Here is an 18,559-nt window from a genome sequence, read left to right as displayed (position 1 = left end):
GGCCTGTTTGCGTTACTTGGACAGAAAGCGCATGCCGTCTTCCAGCCCCTGCAGCGTCAGCGGGTACATCTGCTCGTTGAGCAGCTCGCGCATGATGCTGGTCGAGGCGGTGTAGCTCCAGGTGTCCTTGGGGTAGGGGTTGATCCAGATAAGCTTCTTGTACTTCTCCATAAATCGCTTGATCCAGACGTAACCTGGCTCCTCGTTCCAATGCTCGACGCTGCCGCCGGCCTGGGTGATCTCATAGGGCGCCATGGCTGCGTCGCCGACGAACACCACCTTGTAGTCGGCGCCATACTTGTGCAGCAGGTCCTGGGTGGAGAAGCGCTCGCTGGTGCGACGCAGGTTGTTCTTCCACACCGACTCGTACACGCAGTTATGGAAGTAGAAATACTCCATGTGCTTGAACTCGGTCTTGCAGGCGCTGAATAGTTCTTCGCAGACCTTGACGTGGGCATCCATCGAGCCGCCGATATCGAACAGGATCAGCAGTTTCACTGCGTTACGCCGTTCCGGGCGCATCTGGATATTCAGCAGGCCGCCGTCTTTCGCGGTGTGGTCGATGGTGCCGTCCAGGTCCAGTTCGTCCTGGGCGCCCTGGCGGGCGAACTTGCGCAGGCGGCGCAGGGCTACCTTGATATTGCGCGTGCCCAGCTCGACCTGGTCGTCGAGGTTCTTGTACTCGCGCTGGTCCCACACTTTGACCGCTTTGCCCTGGCGCTTGCCGGCGTCGCCCACGCGAATGCCTTCCGGGTTGAAGCCGCCAGAGCCGAACGGGCTGGTGCCGCCGGTGCCGATCCACTTATTGCCACCAGCGTGGCGTTCCTTCTGTTCTTCGAGGCGTTTCTTGAACTCCTCGATCAGCTTGTCCAGGCCGCCGAGGGACTCGATCTTGGCACGCTCCTCGTCAGTCAGCGAACGCTCGAACTCCTTGCGCAGCCACTCATCGGGGATCAACGCCTCGATATGCTGGTTGAGGTTCTGCAGGCCGTTGAAGTAGGCGCCGAACGCGCGGTCGAACTTGTCGAAATGCCGCTCGTCCTTGACCAGGATGGTGCGCGCGAGGAAGTAGAACTCGTCCATATCGGCGAACACGACGTTGTGCTTCAACGCGTTGATCAGGTCGAGCAGCTCGCGCACCGACACCGGCACCTTGGCGGCGCGCATTTCGTTGAATAGGTTGAGCAGCATGGCTGCGTCCTCGTGAATTCGGTTGATTGCGGCGCTTTTAGGAGCGCTGCTCCACTGGCAGCCCATCATTGATGGTGTACCAGTCGGCTTTCGATTCCGGGTAAATATGCGTCTGAGCGATCTCGCCCACTGCTGTATCCAGCGTGCCCAATGCTACTGAAAGCCAGTTCGGATGGGGCTGTTCGCTGTACCACTGCAAGGTCGAGCCACAATTTTTGCAAAAGGTCCGCGTCACGCCCGGTGAGGAGTGATAGAGGCCCAGTGATTCCTCGCCCTGTGTGAAGTGAAAGTGCTTGCGCCGCACATTGACGTAAGTGGCAAATGCCGCGCCATGGGCTTTGCGACACATCACGCAATGGCAATGATTCGCCGAGTCGATAGGTGCGTCGATGCGGTATTTCACTGCAGCGCAAAGGCAACTGCCGCTGTGCATGGCTTGTTCCCTATTCTTAACGACTGGCACGACGGCTCATAAACGCCAGGCGTTCGAGCAACTGCACATCCTGCTCGTTCTTCACCAGCGCGCCGGCCAGGGGCGGGATAGCTTTGGTCGGGTCGCGTTCGCGCAGCACGGCTTCGCCGATGTTGTCGGCCATCAGCAGCTTGAGCCAGTCGACCAGTTCGCTGGTGGAGGGCTTTTTCTTCAGGCCCGGCACTTTGCGCACGTCGAAGAACACGTCCAGCGCTTCGGCGACCAGGTCCTTCTTGATATTGGGGTAGTGCACATCGACGATCTTCTCCAGGGTCACGCGGTCCGGGAAGGCGATGTAGTGGAAGAAGCAGCGGCGCAGGAAGGCGTCGGGCAGTTCCTTCTCGTTGTTCGAGGTGATGATGATGATCGGGCGCTGCTTGGCCTTGATCGTCTCGTTGGTTTCGTAAACGTAGAACTCCATCTTGTCGAGTTCTTGCAGCAGGTCGTTGGGGAACTCGATGTCGGCCTTGTCGATCTCGTCGATCAGCAGGATCACCCGCTCATCGCTCTCGAAGGCCTCCCACAGCTTGCCCTTCTTGATGTAGTTGCGCACGTCGTGAACTTTGTCCGAATCCAGCTGCGAGTCGCGTAGGCGGCTGACCGCGTCATACTCGTAGAGGCCCTGGTGGGCCTTGGTGGTGGACTTGATGTGCCAGGTGATCAGGCGCGCGCCGAAAGATTCGGCCAGTTGCTCGGCGAGCATGGTCTTGCCGGTGCCTGGCTCGCCCTTGACCAGCAGCGGGCGTTGCAGGGTGATGGCGGCATTGACCGCCAGCTTGAGGTCGTCGGTGGCGACGTAGGACTGGGTGCCTTCAAACTTCATCGGAAAATCCTCGAACGGGGCGCGCCCGGACAGTTGAACAGTGGGCGAGACTATACCGCGCCGGCTTCACGACTGTGAACGCAGACGGGTCATTCAGTCACTGAATGGGCAGTCACGGTGGCTCAGTCTTGCGCGGGTGGGCCTTCAAAGCGCGGGTCGAAAGCTTCGATAAAGGCATTGCGCAGGATGCCGATAAACGCCTGGAAGGTACTGACATTCTGTTGGTGCACGCTGCCGCTGAGTTCTACGCGGGTGGCGAACTGGTCGCGGCGCTGGTTCTTCAGCAGGGCTTCGCCGCCGCCAACCAGGGCTTCCCAGAGGCCACGGAAGAAACCTTTGTCGTCGCGCTCGACATCCTGTTGCCAGTTGAAGATTTCCACATTGTGCAGCAGCGGTTTGATATAGCCGCTGAGCTGGCCTTGCTCGGCGCTGGCCTCGACCACCAGATCGCCGGTGCCGGCGGCGAAGTCGAAGTTGCCATAGGCGCTGGCGAAGTCGTTGAGGCGCGGCAGTTCGACGTCGGTGGCGCGTACGCGAAACTCGAAATCCTCGAAGTTGTGGTACGGGTCGAACACCGCCGTGGCTTCCAGGGGCGCATGGTCGAGCAGTTGGGCGTTGCCCTCGAAACGGGCCACGCGCTTGCCCTGGGCGTCGGCCACGTTGGTCAGGTTATACAGGCTGGCGTTGACCGCAGTGGCCTTGATGTCCACCGGTGGTGTCGAGGCGAAATTATGGAAGCCCACGGTGCCGTTGTTCACCCGTACTTCATTGAGGGTGATGGGCAGCAGCTTGTTCAATTGTTCAGCCCAGTCGACGCCTTCACCGGTCTGCGAGTCGTCTGCGCCTTCACCATCGACGAAGTTCAGTTCGGGGTTCTCGAACACCACGCGGGCGACCACCTCGCGTTTGCGCCAGAGCTCATTCCAGCTCACCGCAATATCGATCTGTGGCGCATCGACGAACGGCACGGGCGCTTCGCGCTCGGCTTTGACGATGCGCAAGCCGTTGATCCGGTAGCCGCCGCGCCAGAGCGCCAGGTCGATGTCGTCAATCTGCCCGCGGTAATCCCCCATCTCGGCCAGCTTGCCATTCAGGTAGTCGCGCGCCAGGTAGGGTAGGGTGACGTGCAGCGCGAGCAGCAGGGCGCCCAGGCCGAGCAGGATAAGCGGGAGGCGTTTACGGAGCAGCATAAGCAGGGCCGGTGGTAATCAGACACAGTGATTGACCCTGAGGGTGCATGGTGAGTTCGAGCGTTTTTGCGGCTGGACGCCTGCCAGCAGCGGGCATAGGCTGTGTGCCTCGCGCATCAAGGAGAGGCAGCATGAGCCGTATTTACGCAGATAACGCCCAGGCCATCGGCAACACGCCGCTGGTGATGATCAACCGTCTCGGGCCCAAGGGGGTCACCATCCTGGCGAAGATCGAGGGGCGTAACCCAGCCTATTCGGTCAAGTGCCGCATCGGTGCCAGCATGGTCTGGGATGCCGAGGAACGCGGCGTACTCAAGCCGGGCATGACCCTGGTCGAGCCGACCTCGGGCAATACCGGCATTGGCCTGGCCTTTGTCGCGGCGGCGCGGGGTTACAAGCTGCTGCTGACCATGCCGGCCTCCATGAGCCTGGAGCGGCGCAAGGTGCTCAAGGCTCTCGGTGCCGAACTGGTGTTGACCGAGGCGGCCAAGGGCATGAAGGGCGCTATCGACAAAGCCGCCGAACTGGCCGCCGCCAACCCCCAGGATTACCTGCTGCTGCAGCAGTTCGACAACCCGGCCAACCCGGCAATCCACGAGAAGACCACCGGCCCGGAAATCTGGAACGACACCGAAGGCTCGGTCGACGTGCTGGTCTGTGGCGTGGGTACTGGTGGCACCATTACCGGTGTGTCGCGCTATATCAAGCAGACCCAGGGCAAGCCGATCCTCTCGGTGGCGGTGGAGCCGATCAGCTCGCCGGTCATTACTCAGACCCTGGCCGGCGACGAGGTCAAACCCAGCCCGCATAAAATCCAGGGCATCGGCGCCGGTTTTGTGCCGAAGAACCTCGACCTGAGCATGGTCGACCGGGTCGAGCAGGTGACCGACGAAGACGCCAAAGCTATGGCCCTGCGACTGATGCGTGAAGAAGGCATTCTCTGTGGGATTTCCTGCGGCGCAGCCATGGCCGTGGCCGTACGCATGGCCGAGCGCCCGGAGATGCAGGGCAAGACGATGGTCGTGGTGCTGCCGGACTCCGGTGAGCGTTACCTGTCGAGCATGCTGTTCAGCGATATGTTCACCGAGCAGGAACTGCAGCAGTAGCCCTCGCGAGGGCATAGGTCTGCCCTGTTGCACGGGGACGATGCTTTTCATGGCAGCCGCGCCCCGCGGCGAATGCCAGGGGCAACGCCGAAGTCACTGAATGGCTGCAATCGCTTCGCCCCGAGGCGGGGCTCCTACGCGTCTTCGGTGGTTATGGTCTGCACGGGTTACAACAGCCAACCGGGATATCCCCATCGCTTTCAGGTGGCGCAGGCCGATGACCTGAACATCACGCAGCGCTAATCGGCAGAGCGCTGGTCAGGCTTGCCCGGGCAGGGTTATAGTCCGGCAACTTCTGATCGCTTTGTCGAGACGTCTCATGTCCTTCTTCGCCGCGTCGCCTATCCAGTCCTCTGTTCTGCACGCGTTGCAGCAGTCGATGGCGCCTGCGGCGATTACCTCCCTGGCACCACCACCTGTCAGCCCGCCAGCGGGCTACGCGCCTCCGCCGCCAGCAGCGGCCTGAGGCCTGGCCGCAGCAGGTTGCTTGCGCAGCCTGCCGCCCGGCCTTCCCCTGACCTGCGTCCTTCCGTCCTCGTGACGTGACGCTATCGTTTTGCCTGTACAGGTGGCATTTTCATGATTGTCTTGAGCCGCAATACCCTGGTTGCCTATGGCACCACAGCCTTGTTCGTGCTGCTGTGGAGCAGTGGTGCGATCGTTTCCAAACTGGGCCTGGCCCATGCTTCACCGTTCGCCTTTCTGCTGGTGCGCTTTGTGCTGGCGTGCTGTGCGTTTGTGTTGCTGGCGCGCCTGTTGCCCTTGCATGGTCCGGCGTCGCCTGCCGCGCGTTGGGCGGCCTGGCGCACGGGGTTGGTGCTGGTCGGTGCCTATCAGGTGTTCTACTTGCTAGCCCTTGAGCAGGAGGTCACTCCCGGCTTGATGGCCACGCTGCTCGGTACCCAACCCATACTCACCGCTGTTTACCTGGAGCGACGTTTGTCGCCGGCCCGACTGCTCGGCCTGGCCCTTGGTCTGCTGGGGCTGGTGTTGGTGGTGTTCCAGGGCATTGGGCTGTCCGGTCTGTCGTGGAGTGGCATGCTCTGCGCCCTGGCGGCGTTACTCGCCATGACGGTGGGGACCATCATGCAGAAGGGTATTCGTGACAACCCACTGGGCACCTTGCCGACGCAGTACCTGGCCGGCTTGCTGCTGTGTGCACTGGTGGTGCCGTTCCAACCATTCGAGCTGGAGATGTCGGCCAGCTTCTGGTTACCGGCCCTGTGGATGGGCTTGGTGATTTCGGTAGCCGCCAGCCTGTTGCTGTACCGCCTGATCGCGCGGGGCAATCTGGTCAACGTCACCAGCCTGTTCTACCTGGTGCCGGCGGTCACCGCCGTGCTGGATTACCTGGTATTCGGCAATCGCCTGGCGCCCCTGAGCTTGCTGGGTATGGGCTTGATCGTGCTGGGGCTGGTGTTGGTGTTCCGTCAGCGCTAGCTAACATGCCTGGGTGCCTGGGTTTCTGCGCGCATGCAGGCTCAGCAACCCAGGTCCTCGCTGATCAGCGTGCAGTGGCACTCGGGCGTACCACCAGCCAGAGGGCGATGGCGATCAGTACACCGCCATACAGGTAGGCCCAGGACAGCGGCTCGTCGAGCAGCAGCGCGCCCCAGAGCACGCCAAACGGCGGGATCAGAAAGGTGGTGGTCGAGGCCTTGACCGGGCCGACGTCGCTCAGCAGGCGAAAGTACAGCACGTAGGCGAGGGCGGTGCACAGCAGCCCCAGCCCGGCCATGGACGCCCACACCGCCGGCCCACCCCAACTGGCTGGCGGCTGCAGCGCCAGGGAGCCGAGAAACAGCGGCAGCAGAAACAGGCTGGCACCGCACAGGCTGCTGAACGCGGTCAGGCGGTTGTCCAGCCCGCCTTGCTGGCCGATCCAGCGGCGCGCGAGAAAGCCGGCAAAGCCATAGCAGACAGTCGCCACCAGGCAGGCCAGAGCACCCAGCAACAGTTGCAGGTCCAGCTCTACCGGGCCGGTGCGGGTCAGCACAGCCACGCCGAACAGGCCCAGGGCGACGCCAGCGGCCTTGCTCAGGGTCAACGCCTCGGCGAAGAACAGCATGCCGATCAGCACGCCCATCATCGGTGTGGTGGCATTGAAAATCGCTGAATAACCGGCCGGCAATACCAGTGCGGCCAGGCAGTACATGGCCGACGGCAGCCCCGCATTGATCACCCCGAGTACCAGACACTGCTTGAGTTTGCCGCGAAAATCCCAGCCCACGCGCATCACCAGCAACACCGCAAGCAAGCCCACAGCACCCAGGCTGGCGCGGAAGAAGGCCGTCGGCATGCTGCCCAGCACCGGGGCGATGACGCGCATAAACAAAAAGCTCGCGCCCCAGATGGCGGCAAGCAGCAGCAAACGCAAAAGGTCAGCGAGGCGCACGATAAGCTCCCAGGCATCAATGAGGGCGAGCAGTGTTGCCGTGCGCGCGCCTCAAGACAATCCGAATTCGACTTTTAAACAGCAGCGGCGCTACATTTCATAAGGCGATACACGCGTAGATGGTTCCCACGCTCGGGACGCTCCGCGTCCGCTGTAGTGAGACGCGGAGCGTCTCTGGCTGCATGCCCACGCGGACGGTTCGACGTCTCGACGTGGGAACGAGGGCCCTCGATAACGACAAAAGGTAGCTTTTGTAGGAGCGAATTTATTCGCGATTGATCTTACAGGCGCTGAAACCGTCGCGGCTAAAGCCCCTCCCACCGACGATCAACGCTCACCCCATCGAAAAATTTTGATAACGATGAAAGTGGGTCGCCGTGCTGCGCTGCTGTTACTCGTTGCCATCACTGGCTAAGCTCGGCGCTCGCTGTTTAGGCTTTCTGCAGGAGTTTGCCCGTGGCGCAACCATGGCCGGATACGCAAATCGCACGGCAGATACTCGACGGGTTCGACGCCTACCGCGAACTGTTCCGCCGCCTTACCGACGGTGCCCAGGCGCGCTTCGAGCAGGCCCAATGGCAGGCGGCGCAGCAGGCGTCGGTAGCGCGCATCAACCTCTATGAAGAACAGGTCGCCGCCCTGGCCGAGCATCTGCGTAAGCAGCATGGCGAGGCGTTGCTGGCGGTCGAGCACTGGCCACGGGTGAAGCGGGCCTACATTGAGTTGATCGACCGACGTCTGGATGACGAGTTGGCCGAAACCTGGTTCAACTCCAGCTTCTGCAGCCTGTTCAGCCATGACCAGATCAACGACGGCTGCATGTTTATCCATACCACCCGGCCGGCGCTGCAAGGCCGTCAGCGGGCGGCGCAAACGCGCCGTTATGCGTTGGGCGATGGCCTGGGTGCGCTGCTGCAAGCGATCTTTGCCGACTACCCGTTTGCGATGCCCTATGAGGATTTGCCGGGTGATCTGCTACGCCTGGAAGCGCAACTGCGTGCCGATCTGCCGGACTGGGTGTGCAAGGACCCAGCCCTTAGCGTTGAGCTCTTTGTACCGGTGCTGTACCGCAACAAGGGCGCCTATCTGGTTGGCCGCTTGTTCACCCTGGATGAGCAGTGGCCGCTGGTGATTCCGCTGTTGCACCGCGAAGGGCGGGGCATCCAGATCGATGCCCTGATCACCGACGAGGCCGAGGTGTCGATCATCTTTTCCTTCACCCGCTCGTATTTCATGGTCGATGTGCCGGTACCGGCGGAGTTCGTCGGTTTTCTCAAACGCATCCTGCCGGGCAAGCACATTGCCGAGCTGTACACCTCGATTGGCTTTTACAAACACGGCAAGTCTGAGTTCTACCGGGCGCTGATCGATCACCTGGCCAGTACCGATGACCGCTTTATCATGGCCCCCGGCGTGCGTGGCATGGTCATGAGCGTGTTCACTCTGCCGGGCTTCAACACGGTGTTCAAGGTCATCAAGGACCGCTTTTCGCCGTCCAAGACCGTTGACCGCAATACGGTGATCCAGAAGTACCGCCTGGTGAAGAGTATCGACCGGGTCGGACGCATGGCCGATACCCAGGAGTTCGCCGATTTTCGTTTCCCGCTGAGCAAGTTCGAGCCGGCTTGCCTGGCCGAGCTGCTGGAAGTGGCGCCTTCTACCGTGCTGCTTGAGGGCGACAGTGTGCGCGTGCGCCACTGCTGGACCGAGCGGCGCATGACCCCGCTCAATTTGTATGTCGAACAAGCCAGCGAAGCGCAGGTGCGCGAGGCCCTGGATGACTACGGCCTGGCGATCAAACAACTGGCGGCGGCCAATGTGTTTCCCGGCGATATGCTGCTGAAGAATTTCGGCGTCACCCGCCATGGCCGCGTGGTGTTCTATGACTACGACGAGATCAGTCTGCTCACCGAGGTCAACTTTCGCCGAATTCCGCCGCCGCGTTATCCCGAAGACGAGATGGCCGCGGAACCCTGGTATTCGATTGCACCGAACGACGTGTTTCCCGAGGAGTTTCCGCCGTTTCTGTTCGCCGATATCCGCCAGCGCCGGCTGTTCAGCACGCTGCACGGTGAGCTGTACGACGCGGCCTACTGGCAGGGGCTGCAAACGGCCATCCGCGACGGCGCGGTGATCGATGTATTTCCCTACCGGCGTAAACGCGAGCGAACCGAATGAGGCGCCGCGCCGTCACACCTCAAGACTTCTTTTCTGTAAATAAGGAATGCCCCCGGTGAAAACCCTGTTACGCGCCACGGCCGGCCTACTGGCGTGCACGGGCTCTGGCGTTAGCCTGGCCGAAACCTCGCCCACCGAGCCGGCCGCCGAGCTGGCGCCGCTGGTCATCACCTCACCACGTACCAGCAGCCGTTGGCTGACCAGCCCGGCGGCCGTCAGCGCGGTGCAAGCCGACCAATCCCAGGGCGAGCAGAACCTGGCACTCGACCGCCTGCTGGCACCGGTGCCTGGGGTGTTCAGCCAGAACCGCTATAACCTGGCCCAGGGCCTGCGCCCGTCGATCCGCGGTTTTGGTGCGCGCGGCAGTTTTGGTGTGCGCGGTGTGCGCGTGCTGGTCGATGGCGTGCCCTTGACCATGCCGGACGGGCAGACCGAACTCGACGGCCTGGACCTGGGCCTGGTCGAGCGTATGGAGGTGATTCGCGGGCCGGCCTCGGTGCTCTATGGCAACGCTGCTGGCGGCGTGCTGGCCATCGAAACCCGCGAGCCACCGGCTACGCCTTATTCGTTTTTCGACCTGAGTACCGGTGGGCTGGGTTATCGCCGGGCGCGGGTCGAGACCGGCGGCATGGCCGGCAACCTGGGCGGCGTGCTGGCCTTCAACAGCACGGTGCTGGATGCCTACCGCGAGCACAGCCGCGCCGAAACCAATACGCTCAGCGGCAAACTGCGTTGGTACAGCGACGCCGGGCGGCTCGGGCTGACCTTTAACGCCATCGACAACCGCGCCGAAGACCCCGGCGGGCTCACCGCCGCTGAAGTGCGTGGGGATCGCCGCCAGGCGGCGCCCAATAATCTGGCGTATGACGCTGACGAACATATTCGTCAGCAGCGCCTGGGCCTGGTGTGGGAGGGCTTCGGGCCGGGTGCCGACACCTACCAGCTGCGCAGCTATATCGGCCAGCGCCAGTTCGGCAATCGTCTGGCGTTTCCCAACGGTGGGCAGACCACTTTCGACCGCACCTTCGCTGGCGTTGGCGCCCAGTACAGCCATAAACGCGAGCTGTTTGGCCTGGCCCACACCATTACCAGCGGGGTAGACCTGGAAGCCCAGCGTGATGACCGTCGCCGCTACAACAGCCTGCTCGGCACCCGTGGTGATGAAACTCTGCGCCAGGATGAAAAGGCCGCGAGCAGCGGACTGTTTATTCAAGATGAAATCGCCTTGAGCGAGGCCTGGCAGGCGACCCTGGGGTTGCGTTACGACCGCGTGCGCCTGGCGGTGGACGACCACTTCATCCGCCCTACGAATGGCGATGATTCCGGTTCACGGACCCTGCGCGACTGGAACTACAGCGCCGGCCTGAGCTATCGCCTGGATGAGCACCAGTCACTCTATGGGCGGCTTTCAACCTCGTTTGAAGCCCCAGCGGTCAACGAACTGGCCAACCCGGCTGGTGGCGGTTTCAATCCGTCGCTGGAACCCTCCCGTGCGTTAAACCGCGAGGTGGGCTTTAAGGGCGAATGGCCAGGGCTGCGCTACGACCTGGCGCTGTTCAGCATGACTCTTGAGGACGAGCTGATCGGTTTTAGACTCAATGACCGTAACTACTTCCGCAATGCCGGCGCCTCTCGGCGCGAGGGCTTTGAGGCCAGCCTGGACTGGCAGTTCGCCGACGCCTGGCGCTTGTCGAGCGCCTACAGCTACAGCCGCTTTCGTTTCGAGGATTACCGCACGGCGGGTGGGGATTTTGCCGGCAACGATATTCCTGGCATTCCCCGGCATAACCTGTTCACTGAACTGGGCTTCGAGCGGGCGAGCTACTATGCGCGGCTGAATATGCAGGCTGTGGGCGGCATGTATGCCGAAGACGCCAATCAGGTGTCGGTGGCCGGCTATACGCTGTGGAACGCCAGAGTCGGCAAGCGCTTCGAGGCCGGTGGGCAGGTATGGGAACCTTACTTGGGGCTCGATAACCTGTTTGATCGCCGTTATTTCGACAATGTAAGGATCAACGACAACAATCGACGCTACTTTGAACCGGGGCCCGGACGTACCCTGTACGTGGGCATGCGCGCGACCTTTTAGCCATAACCAGCGCGCTTGAAACAGCCTGATGCAGGAATAGGCGCGCAGTTTTCCACGGTTTCATCTAGGCTTGTAAAGCGTGCTCGAAGCACGCTTTCGCCACCCTTGGCAGGAGGTACCTCATGATCGCCAAGTTATACAACGCCCTGCACGACCTGCTGGTCGCTCTGGGGTTGCTGGACAAGCCAGTGTTGCAGCCCATCCCCGTGCGCCAGAACGATCCGCGCCGACCGCAACAGGCGCCGCGTCGCCGCTAACGCGCTGCGGTACTTCGGGTTTCCATAAGCAGGCCGTTCGGCCTGCTCTAAATGCTTTTATGCCAAATCCGGGTGCTCGACAAACCAGTTGTCGATCAGCGCCCGCATCTGTGTGCCCGAAAAGCTCGCAAAGTGCCCGCCATGCACGGTACGCACCGGCATTTCGTGCAAGCGACGCAGGCTTTGCGCGTAGGCGTGCAGGTCGGAGTGGTAGGCGTCTTCGATCAGCGGGCCGTCATAGAGGATATCGCCGGAAAACAGCGTCTGCGTCTGCGCTTCCCACAGGCTGATACCGCCTGGTGAATGGCCGGGTGTGTGCAGCACCTGCAGCACGCGATCACCGAGGTCGAGCACATCGCCTTCGTCGATCAGCCGGGTGGCAGGTGCGGCCCTGACCCGGTACTCGGCATAGCACAGCGGGCAATCCGGGTGGGCCTCGAACATCTCGTCGCCGACAAAGGCGGTGGCCAGGGTATTGGCCCCGTCGGGCGCCGCCAGAATGTCCGCTTCGGCCGGGTGCACCAGGCGTTCGCTGAACTCATGGTGGCCCGCGATATGGTCGAAATGACAATGGCTGGCCACCGCCAGCAACGGTTTCTCCGTCAGCCAGGGCAGTTGCTCACGCAGGCTGACCAGGCCGGAACCGGAGTCGACCAGCGCATCGCGCTCACGCCCCTGGATATGCCACATGTTGCAGCGGTAGAACGGCCGCACGTAAGGCTCGTGGATCAGGCTGATGCCGTCGTAACGGTGCTCGACCTCGAACCAGCGGTCGCGACTGACAATTTTCATAGCGGCCCTCGCTCTTTACCGGTGGATGCCCTGCGGGCGGCGCGCAACCCAGGTTACAAAAACGACGGCGCCACATAGCGGTAGCCTGGGTTGAGCGCAGCGATACCCGGGAATGCTTTCGTTGCCCATCAACCTTGCTGCGTCAGCCTAGGTGCTTGCGGCACCAGCACCCAGCGGCGCAGGATGACATAGCCCACGGCGGTGATCACGAACACCGGCAGCGAGGCGCCCACTGGCAGCGGGGAGACCCAGCCCCAGTAGTAGGCCAGCGCCGCCCCCAGCGCATAGGCGGCGAACGCTGCCGGGTTGATGCCCGCCAGGTAGCGATAGCGCCCGCCGTTTTCATCCAACAGGTCGGCGACCTCGTACTGACCGCGATGGATCACGAAGTAGTCGGCGATCAGCACGGCGAAGGCCGGGATAAACACGCTGCCGATGACCAGCAGAAAGCTCTGGAAGTTGTCGAGGATGCCGGGGATCTGCGAGCCGAGGATCGACAGCACACCGATGCACAGCGCCGGTTTCCAGAAGCGGGTTTTCGGGCTGATGTTCAGGTACGACAGCGAGGCGCTGTAGACGCACATGACGTTGGTGGTCATTACCGAGAGAAACACCACAATGGCCGCCGGCAGACCAAAGCCGAAGCCCGCCAGCAGCACGGCCGGGTCATAGGTTTGCTCCATGCCGCCGAGCACCGAGAACCCCGAGACCGTGGCACCGAGGCCCATAGCCAGGAGTGTGGCCGCGACATAGCCAACCCAGGTGCCCGTGGCGGCGATGCCTTGGCTGCGGCAGTTGCGGTTGTAATCAGCCGCCAGCGGAATCCAGGAAAACGCCGTGGCGATGACGATATCGAAGGCGATACCGGGGGTGATTTCGTTGCGCGGCTCCTGGGGCATGCTCAGCAGCGCGCTGAACTCGAAGTTGCGGCCCATGGCATAGAACACTGCCGCCGTGAGCAGCAGCATACCAATCGCCGCCCAGCGTTCGACCCGCTCAATGCCCAGGTGGCCGCGCAGGGCGATGGCCAGCACCAGGGTTTCGCAGAGGATGGTGAACAGCGGCAGGTTGGAGTAGCCGGTCAGGTGCTCGACCGCGTAGTTCAGGCTCATGCCGGCCAGCAGGGCTTGAATCCAGCTCCAGGCCAGCAGGGTCAGCAAATTCACCAGCGAGGGCAGCTTGGCCCCCAGCGGCCCGTAGCTGCCGCGCGCCAGCACCATGGTGGTCAGGCCGGTGCGCTGGCCCATCAGGCCAACCAGTACCAGCGGCAGAATGCCGATGCCCGAGCCGACCAACACGATCAGCAGCGCCTGCAAAAAGGGCAGATCCGGCACCAATAGCATGCCGGTGAGAATGGTGGTGACCACCACGTTGGCGCCTAGCCACAGCGCGGTGGTGCCGCCAAAGCCCAGGCTGCGGTGCGCCGCCGATGTTGGCGCCAGGCTGTCCTGGCCAAAGTACTGGCTGAGATTCTTGAACATGAAACGACTCCCCGATGTTTGATTGTAGGTATGGGTAACGCGGCAGTCAGTGATTACGGTGGTTCTTGTTGTGTGGGTGTCGCGGCTAAAGCCCCTCCCACAGCAAGCGAGGTGGGCCTTTTGTAGGAGGGGCTGGGCGGCACTCCGCTTTAGCCGCGACCGATACCGGTTTTTCAGGTTCGTAGCCTGGGTCGAGCGCAGCGACACCCGGGAGCGACGCCGTGCTATTGCGGGTGAAAGGGCGGGGCCTCCAGCACTTCAATAATCAACGGGCGGTCTGTCGGCGCACTGCGCAGCAGCTCGCGCAGGTGCTGGTGATCACGTGCTCGCTCGGCGGCGCAGCCGTAGCCCCGGGCGATGGCCAGCAGGTCTGGGGTATAGATGTCGACGCCCAGCGGCTCGATATCACGGCGCTGCATATAGCGCTTGATCTCGCCGTAACCGGCGTTGTTCCACAGCAGCACGATGATGCCGACCTGGGCTTCCACCGCGCTGGCCAGCTCAGGCAGGGTGAACTGCAGGCCGCCGTCGCCCATCAGGCTGATCACCGGGCGCTGCGGCTCGGCCAGCTTGGCGCCGATGGCCGCCGGCAGGCCGTAGCCCAGAGTGCCGTAGCCGGTGGAGGCGTTGAACCAGCGCCGCGCGCCGTCCAGCTCGACCAGGTGGTTGCCGCTGTAGACGGTCTGGGTCGAGTCGCCGACAAAACGCGCATCGGGCAGCACCTCCAGCAGCGTATCGAACAGCTGACGGTAGTGCGCCCAGCCAGCGAAGTCGTCGGCCAGTTGCGCCTGCACGGCGGCGGTGCGCTGGGCGCCGGGGCTGTTGGAGCTGGCCTCGGCAGGGTTGAGTTCGGCCATCAGCATGCGCATGGCCAGGCGTGCATCGCCCTGGATGGCCAGGGCCGGGGTGAAGTTGCGCTGCAGCTGGTGCGCGTCGATGTCGATGCGGATCAGCTCGCCGCCGAGCCTGAACTGGCCGTCGAACACCACGTCGTAATCGGTCTCGCCCAGCTCGGTGCCGATGGCCAGCACCACGTCGGCGTCCAGGGCCAGTTGCCGCACCGGTGGCAACGACTGGTTGCTGCCCAGCAACAGCGGATGGCCTGGCGGCAGCAAGCCTTTGGCGTTGATGGTCAGCGCGGTGGGCGCATCCAGCGCAGCGGCCAGGGCGCGGGCTTCGGCTTGGGCGGTGACGCAGCCGCCACCCAGCAATAACAGCGGGCGGCGAGCGTTTTTCAGGCGCGCGGCGGCGTCGCGGATCAGGCTGCGGTTGGGCGCCGGGCGTTTGATCAGCGGCCGTGGCGCCAGCGCCATGTGCGTGGCGTCGGCGCTGATGATGTCCAGCGGCAGTTCGATATGCACCGGTCGCGGCCGCTCGCCCTCGAACACGGTAAAGGCGCGGGCCAGCACGCCGGGCAGTTCCTCGACGCTCATCAGGGTATGGCTGAAGGCGGTGACGCCTGCGCTCATCGCGCGCTGGTTCGGCAACTCGTGCAGGTAGCCCTTGCCCAGGCCCAGGCGGTTGCGCTCGTTGACGCTGGAGATCACCAGCATCGGGATCGAGTCCGCGTAGGCCTGGCCCATGGCGGTAAGGATATTGGTCATGCCTGGCCCGGTGATGATAAAGCACACCCCAGGTTTTCCACTGACGCGGGCATAGCCGTCGGCCATAAAGCCGGCACCCTGCTCGTGGCGCGGGGTGATATGGCGGATGCCGCTGCCTGGCAGGCCGCGGTACAGCTCGACGCTGTGCACGCCGGGGATGCCGAATACGGTGTCGACGCCCCAGGCCTGGAGCTGTTTGACGAGAAATTCACCGCAGGTGGTCATGGCCGGCGTCCTGGTATTTCTAGAGGTTATGGGTGGCATTCAGCGGCGCTGCACGCCGGGCAGTACGCAGAGCATTTCGTAGAGCAGGTTGGCGCCGAGCAGCGAGGTGTTGCCGGTGGTGTCGTAGGGTGGGGAGACTTCCACCAGGTCGCCGCCGATCAGCTCCAGGCCCTGGCAGCCGCGGATGATTTCCATGGCCTGGATGGTGGTCAGGCCACCGATTTCCGGGGTGCCGGTGCCGGGTGCCCAGGCTGGGTCGATGCCGTCGATGTCAAACGACAGGTACACCGGTCCGCCACCGACCTTGGCGCGCACTTCTTCCATCAGCGGGGTCAGGGACTTGTGCCAGCATTCTTCGGCCTGGACCACGCGGAAGCCCTGTTTGCGGCTCCAGTTGAAGTCTTCGGCGGTGTAGCCCTGGGCGCGCAGGCCGATCTGCACCACGCGGTCACAATCAAGCAGGTCTTCTTCGACCGCGCGGCGGAAGGTGGTGCCGTGGGCGATTTTCTCGCCGAACATATGGTCATTCACATCCGCGTGGGCATCGATATGCACCAAGCCGACCTTGCCGTGCTTCTTCTTGATCGCGCGCAGAATCGGCAGGGTGATGGTGTGGTCGCCGCCCAGGGTCAGCGGCAGGATGCCGAGGTCGAGGATCTCGTCGTAGGCCTCCTCGATGATGCGGATGGCCTCGGCCATATTGAAGGTGTTGATCGGTACATCGCCGATATCGGCAATGTTCAGGGAATCAAAGGGCGCAGCGCCGGTGGCCATGTTGTAGGGGCGGATCATCACCGATTGGGCGCGGATCTCGCGGGGGCCGAAGCGGGTACCGGAGCGCAGCGAGGTGCCGATGTCCAGCGGCACGCCGACGAAGCCGACGTCCAGCTCGCGTTTCTCTTCGGTTTTCTGGATGTGCGGCAGGCGCATCATGGTGGCGATGCCGCCAAAGCGGGGCATTTCGTTGCCGCCCAGGGGCTGGTGGAGAATCTTGTCCATGGCGGGGCCTCAGGCTCGTTGTGGTTGTGGCCGGATTCTTGGCCACAGGGTGAATGGGAAAAATCGGCAGGGACAAAAACTTAGTTCAGGATTGTTTGAAGTTATGTTGAAACCCCTGGCGCTGGGGGGCGTGGTGCGCGCGGCGCACCCTACGGTTGGTCATTGCCGTAGTCGGTGGTGATGTCGTTCATGGGTTCTCCAGGCCGATAAAGCGGCGCACGCGTTCGTGGGCGCCGTCGCGGATCGCCTGGGGCGAGGCATCGAGCTGAATCTGGCCGTCTTCCATAAACAGCACACGGTCGGAGATGGACAGGGCGAAGTCCATCTCGTGGGTGACGATCAGCATGGTCATGCCCTCGCGGGCCAGGTCGCGGATCACCGCCAGCACGTCGCCGACCAGCTCGGGATCAAGGGCTGAGGTGGGTTCGTCGAACAGCATGATGTCCGGTTTCATCGCCAGGGCGCGGGCAATCGCCACGCGTTGCTGCTGGCCGCCGGAGAGCTGGTGCGGGTACTTGTCGGCATGGGCCAGCAGGCCGACCTTGTCGAGCAGGGCCAGGGCCTGGTTGCGCAACGCGGTGGCGCTGTCCAGGCGGTGGTAGCGCGGGGCGAGCTGCACGTTATCGACAATGGTGCGGTGCGGGAACAGGTTGAAACTCTGGAACACCATGCCAATGCGGCGTACGCCCTCGCGCTGACGGCGGTTGTCGGGGTGGTCGCCGGTTTGGATAAAGCTTTCGCCAAACAGCACGATCTCGCCCTGGTCGATCCGCTCCAGGCCATTGACGGTGCGGATCAGCGAGGTCTTGCCGGAGCCGGACGGGCCAATGATGGAAATCACCTCGCCGGGGCGCACGGCCAGGTCGACGCCCTTGAGCACCTGATGGCTGCCATAGCTTTTGTGGATGCGGCTCAGGCGCAGGGCGTCCGGCGTACCGGGGCGGCTGGTGTAGTTGGGGGCGGTCTCACTGTGGGGTAACTGGCTGCGCAGTTCGCTGAGCAGGCCATCGTCCAGGGCATTGGGCGTGCGCCGGCTAAGGTCGAGGTAGCGTTCGAGGTACTGCAGGCCCCAGCCGAACAGGCTGACGATCAGCACGTAGTACACCGCCACGGCGCCGAGGGTTTCCAGGACCAGAAAGTTTTGCGCATACAGGCGCTGACCGACCAGCAGCAGCTCGCTGAGCGAAATCACCGAGACCAGCGAGGTCAGCTTGACGATGGTCACGTACTCATTGGTCAGGGTCGGCAGGGCGATGCGAAACGCCTGCGGCACCACGATCAGGCGTTGCCTGCCCAGCGCGCTGATGCCCAGGGCGCGCGCGGCTTCGCGTTGCCCCTTGGCCACCGAGAGCAGACCACCGCGATGAATCTCCGCCATATAGGCCGCCTCCGTCAGTACCAGGGCCAGCAGGCCAGCGTAAAATGGGTTGGACAGCAGCGCGCCGCTGGCGGGCAGCAGTTGCGGCAGGTTGTAGACGAAAATCAGCAGCACCAGCAGCGGCACGCTGCGAAAGAACCAGATGTACAGCGAGGCAGGCGTGCTCACCCAGCGGCTCGCGGCCTGCTTGGCGCTGGCCAGGGCAAAGCCGAGCACCAGGCCGATCAGCCAGGCCAGGGTGCTGAGCTTGATCACTGTCCAGCTGGCCGACCAGAAGGCCGGCAGCGAAAACAGCGAGAAGAAGTAGCTCCATTCAAATTGCATAGGTGACCTCAAGGGCAGCCGCAAGCTTCAAGCGACAAGCCGAACATTGAACGGC

15 protein-coding genes are annotated in these 18,559 nt (G+C 63.1%); 5 read left to right on the top strand and 10 right to left on the bottom strand.

Annotated elements, in window-relative coordinates:
- Window positions 1-12 precede the first annotated feature (12 nt).
- From BMW49_RS09110 to BMW49_RS09095, 4 genes are all read right to left on the bottom strand, one after another.
- Entirely contained in the window at window positions 13-1,191 is a 1,179-nt protein-coding gene (locus BMW49_RS09110) for a vWA domain-containing protein (protein ID WP_069518335.1), read from the bottom strand.
- Between the two features lie 37 nt (window positions 1,192-1,228).
- Window positions 1,229-1,624 (bottom strand): GFA family protein, encoded by a 396-nt coding sequence (locus BMW49_RS09105; RefSeq protein ID WP_069518334.1) that lies wholly within the window; start codon window positions 1,622-1,624, stop codon window positions 1,229-1,231.
- 16 nt (window positions 1,625-1,640) lie between these two features.
- Window positions 1,641-2,486: an AAA family ATPase gene (locus tag BMW49_RS09100; RefSeq protein ID WP_069518332.1), complete on the bottom strand. Its 846-nt coding sequence runs from the start codon at window positions 2,484-2,486 to the stop codon at window positions 1,641-1,643.
- A gap of 122 nt (window positions 2,487-2,608) precedes the next feature.
- A complete protein-coding gene (locus tag BMW49_RS09095; protein ID WP_069518330.1) occupies window positions 2,609-3,676 on the bottom strand; it encodes an AsmA family protein in 1,068 nt (355 codons plus the stop codon).
- 131 nt (window positions 3,677-3,807) lie between these two features.
- On the opposite strand from BMW49_RS09095, the gene cysK reads away from it, so the two are divergent.
- Together cysK and BMW49_RS09085 are read left to right on the top strand one after the other, a co-directional pair.
- Window positions 3,808-4,782 (top strand): cysteine synthase A, encoded by a 975-nt coding sequence (gene cysK, locus BMW49_RS09090; RefSeq protein ID WP_069518328.1) that lies wholly within the window; start codon window positions 3,808-3,810, stop codon window positions 4,780-4,782.
- A gap of 579 nt (window positions 4,783-5,361) precedes the next feature.
- Window positions 5,362-6,222, top strand: a complete 861-nt coding sequence (locus tag BMW49_RS09085) for a DMT family transporter (protein ID WP_069518325.1) — start codon at window positions 5,362-5,364, stop codon at window positions 6,220-6,222.
- Window positions 6,223-6,286: 64 nt separating this feature from the next.
- On the opposite strand, the gene BMW49_RS09080 is transcribed toward BMW49_RS09085, so the two are convergent.
- The gene (locus tag BMW49_RS09080; RefSeq protein WP_069518323.1) at window positions 6,287-7,177 is read right to left on the bottom strand and encodes a DMT family transporter; all 891 of its coding nucleotides are present in this window, start codon (window positions 7,175-7,177) and stop codon (window positions 6,287-6,289) included.
- 456 nt (window positions 7,178-7,633) lie between these two features.
- Between BMW49_RS09080 and aceK the strand changes: the two genes are divergently transcribed.
- From aceK to BMW49_RS25320, 3 genes are all read left to right on the top strand, one after another.
- Entirely contained in the window at window positions 7,634-9,355 is a 1,722-nt protein-coding gene (gene aceK / locus BMW49_RS09075) for a bifunctional isocitrate dehydrogenase kinase/phosphatase (protein ID WP_069518321.1), read from the top strand.
- A gap of 55 nt (window positions 9,356-9,410) precedes the next feature.
- Complete coding sequence (locus BMW49_RS09070) at window positions 9,411-11,444, top strand: TonB-dependent receptor family protein (RefSeq protein WP_244168323.1); 2,034 nt, start codon at window positions 9,411-9,413, stop codon at window positions 11,442-11,444.
- A gap of 122 nt (window positions 11,445-11,566) precedes the next feature.
- Window positions 11,567-11,701 carry a PA1414 family protein gene (locus BMW49_RS25320; RefSeq protein WP_256540153.1) on the top strand — a complete coding sequence of 45 codons (135 nt, stop codon included), beginning with the start codon at window positions 11,567-11,569 and terminating at the stop codon, window positions 11,699-11,701.
- A gap of 57 nt (window positions 11,702-11,758) precedes the next feature.
- Here the strand turns inward: BMW49_RS25320 and BMW49_RS09065 are convergent, their stop codons facing one another.
- The 5 genes from BMW49_RS09065 to BMW49_RS09045 form a co-directional block, all read right to left on the bottom strand.
- Window positions 11,759-12,493, bottom strand: a complete 735-nt coding sequence (locus tag BMW49_RS09065) for an MBL fold metallo-hydrolase (protein ID WP_069518317.1) — start codon at window positions 12,491-12,493, stop codon at window positions 11,759-11,761.
- Window positions 12,494-12,621: 128 nt separating this feature from the next.
- A complete protein-coding gene (locus BMW49_RS09060) occupies window positions 12,622-13,974 on the bottom strand; it encodes a purine-cytosine permease family protein (protein WP_069518315.1) in 1,353 nt (450 codons plus the stop codon).
- A 224-nt stretch (window positions 13,975-14,198) separates the two neighbouring features.
- A complete protein-coding gene (locus BMW49_RS09055; protein ID WP_069518313.1) occupies window positions 14,199-15,803 on the bottom strand; it encodes a 5-guanidino-2-oxopentanoate decarboxylase in 1,605 nt (534 codons plus the stop codon).
- 39 nt (window positions 15,804-15,842) lie between these two features.
- On the bottom strand, window positions 15,843-16,802 hold the full coding sequence (gene speB / locus BMW49_RS09050) for an agmatinase (RefSeq protein ID WP_069518312.1): 960 nt from the start codon (window positions 16,800-16,802) through the stop codon (window positions 15,843-15,845).
- Between the two features lie 187 nt (window positions 16,803-16,989).
- Window positions 16,990-18,504, bottom strand: coding sequence for an amino acid ABC transporter permease/ATP-binding protein (locus BMW49_RS09045; RefSeq protein WP_069518310.1), 1,515 nt, complete (start codon window positions 18,502-18,504; stop codon window positions 16,990-16,992).
- Between the last annotated feature and the right edge of the window lie 55 nt (window positions 18,505-18,559).

The organism is Pseudomonas cuatrocienegasensis, assembly GCF_900110925.1.
GTDB classification, from domain to species: Bacteria; Pseudomonadota; Gammaproteobacteria; order Pseudomonadales; family Pseudomonadaceae; genus Aquipseudomonas; species Aquipseudomonas cuatrocienegasensis.
This window is presented reverse-complemented; position numbering and strand designations above follow the sequence as displayed.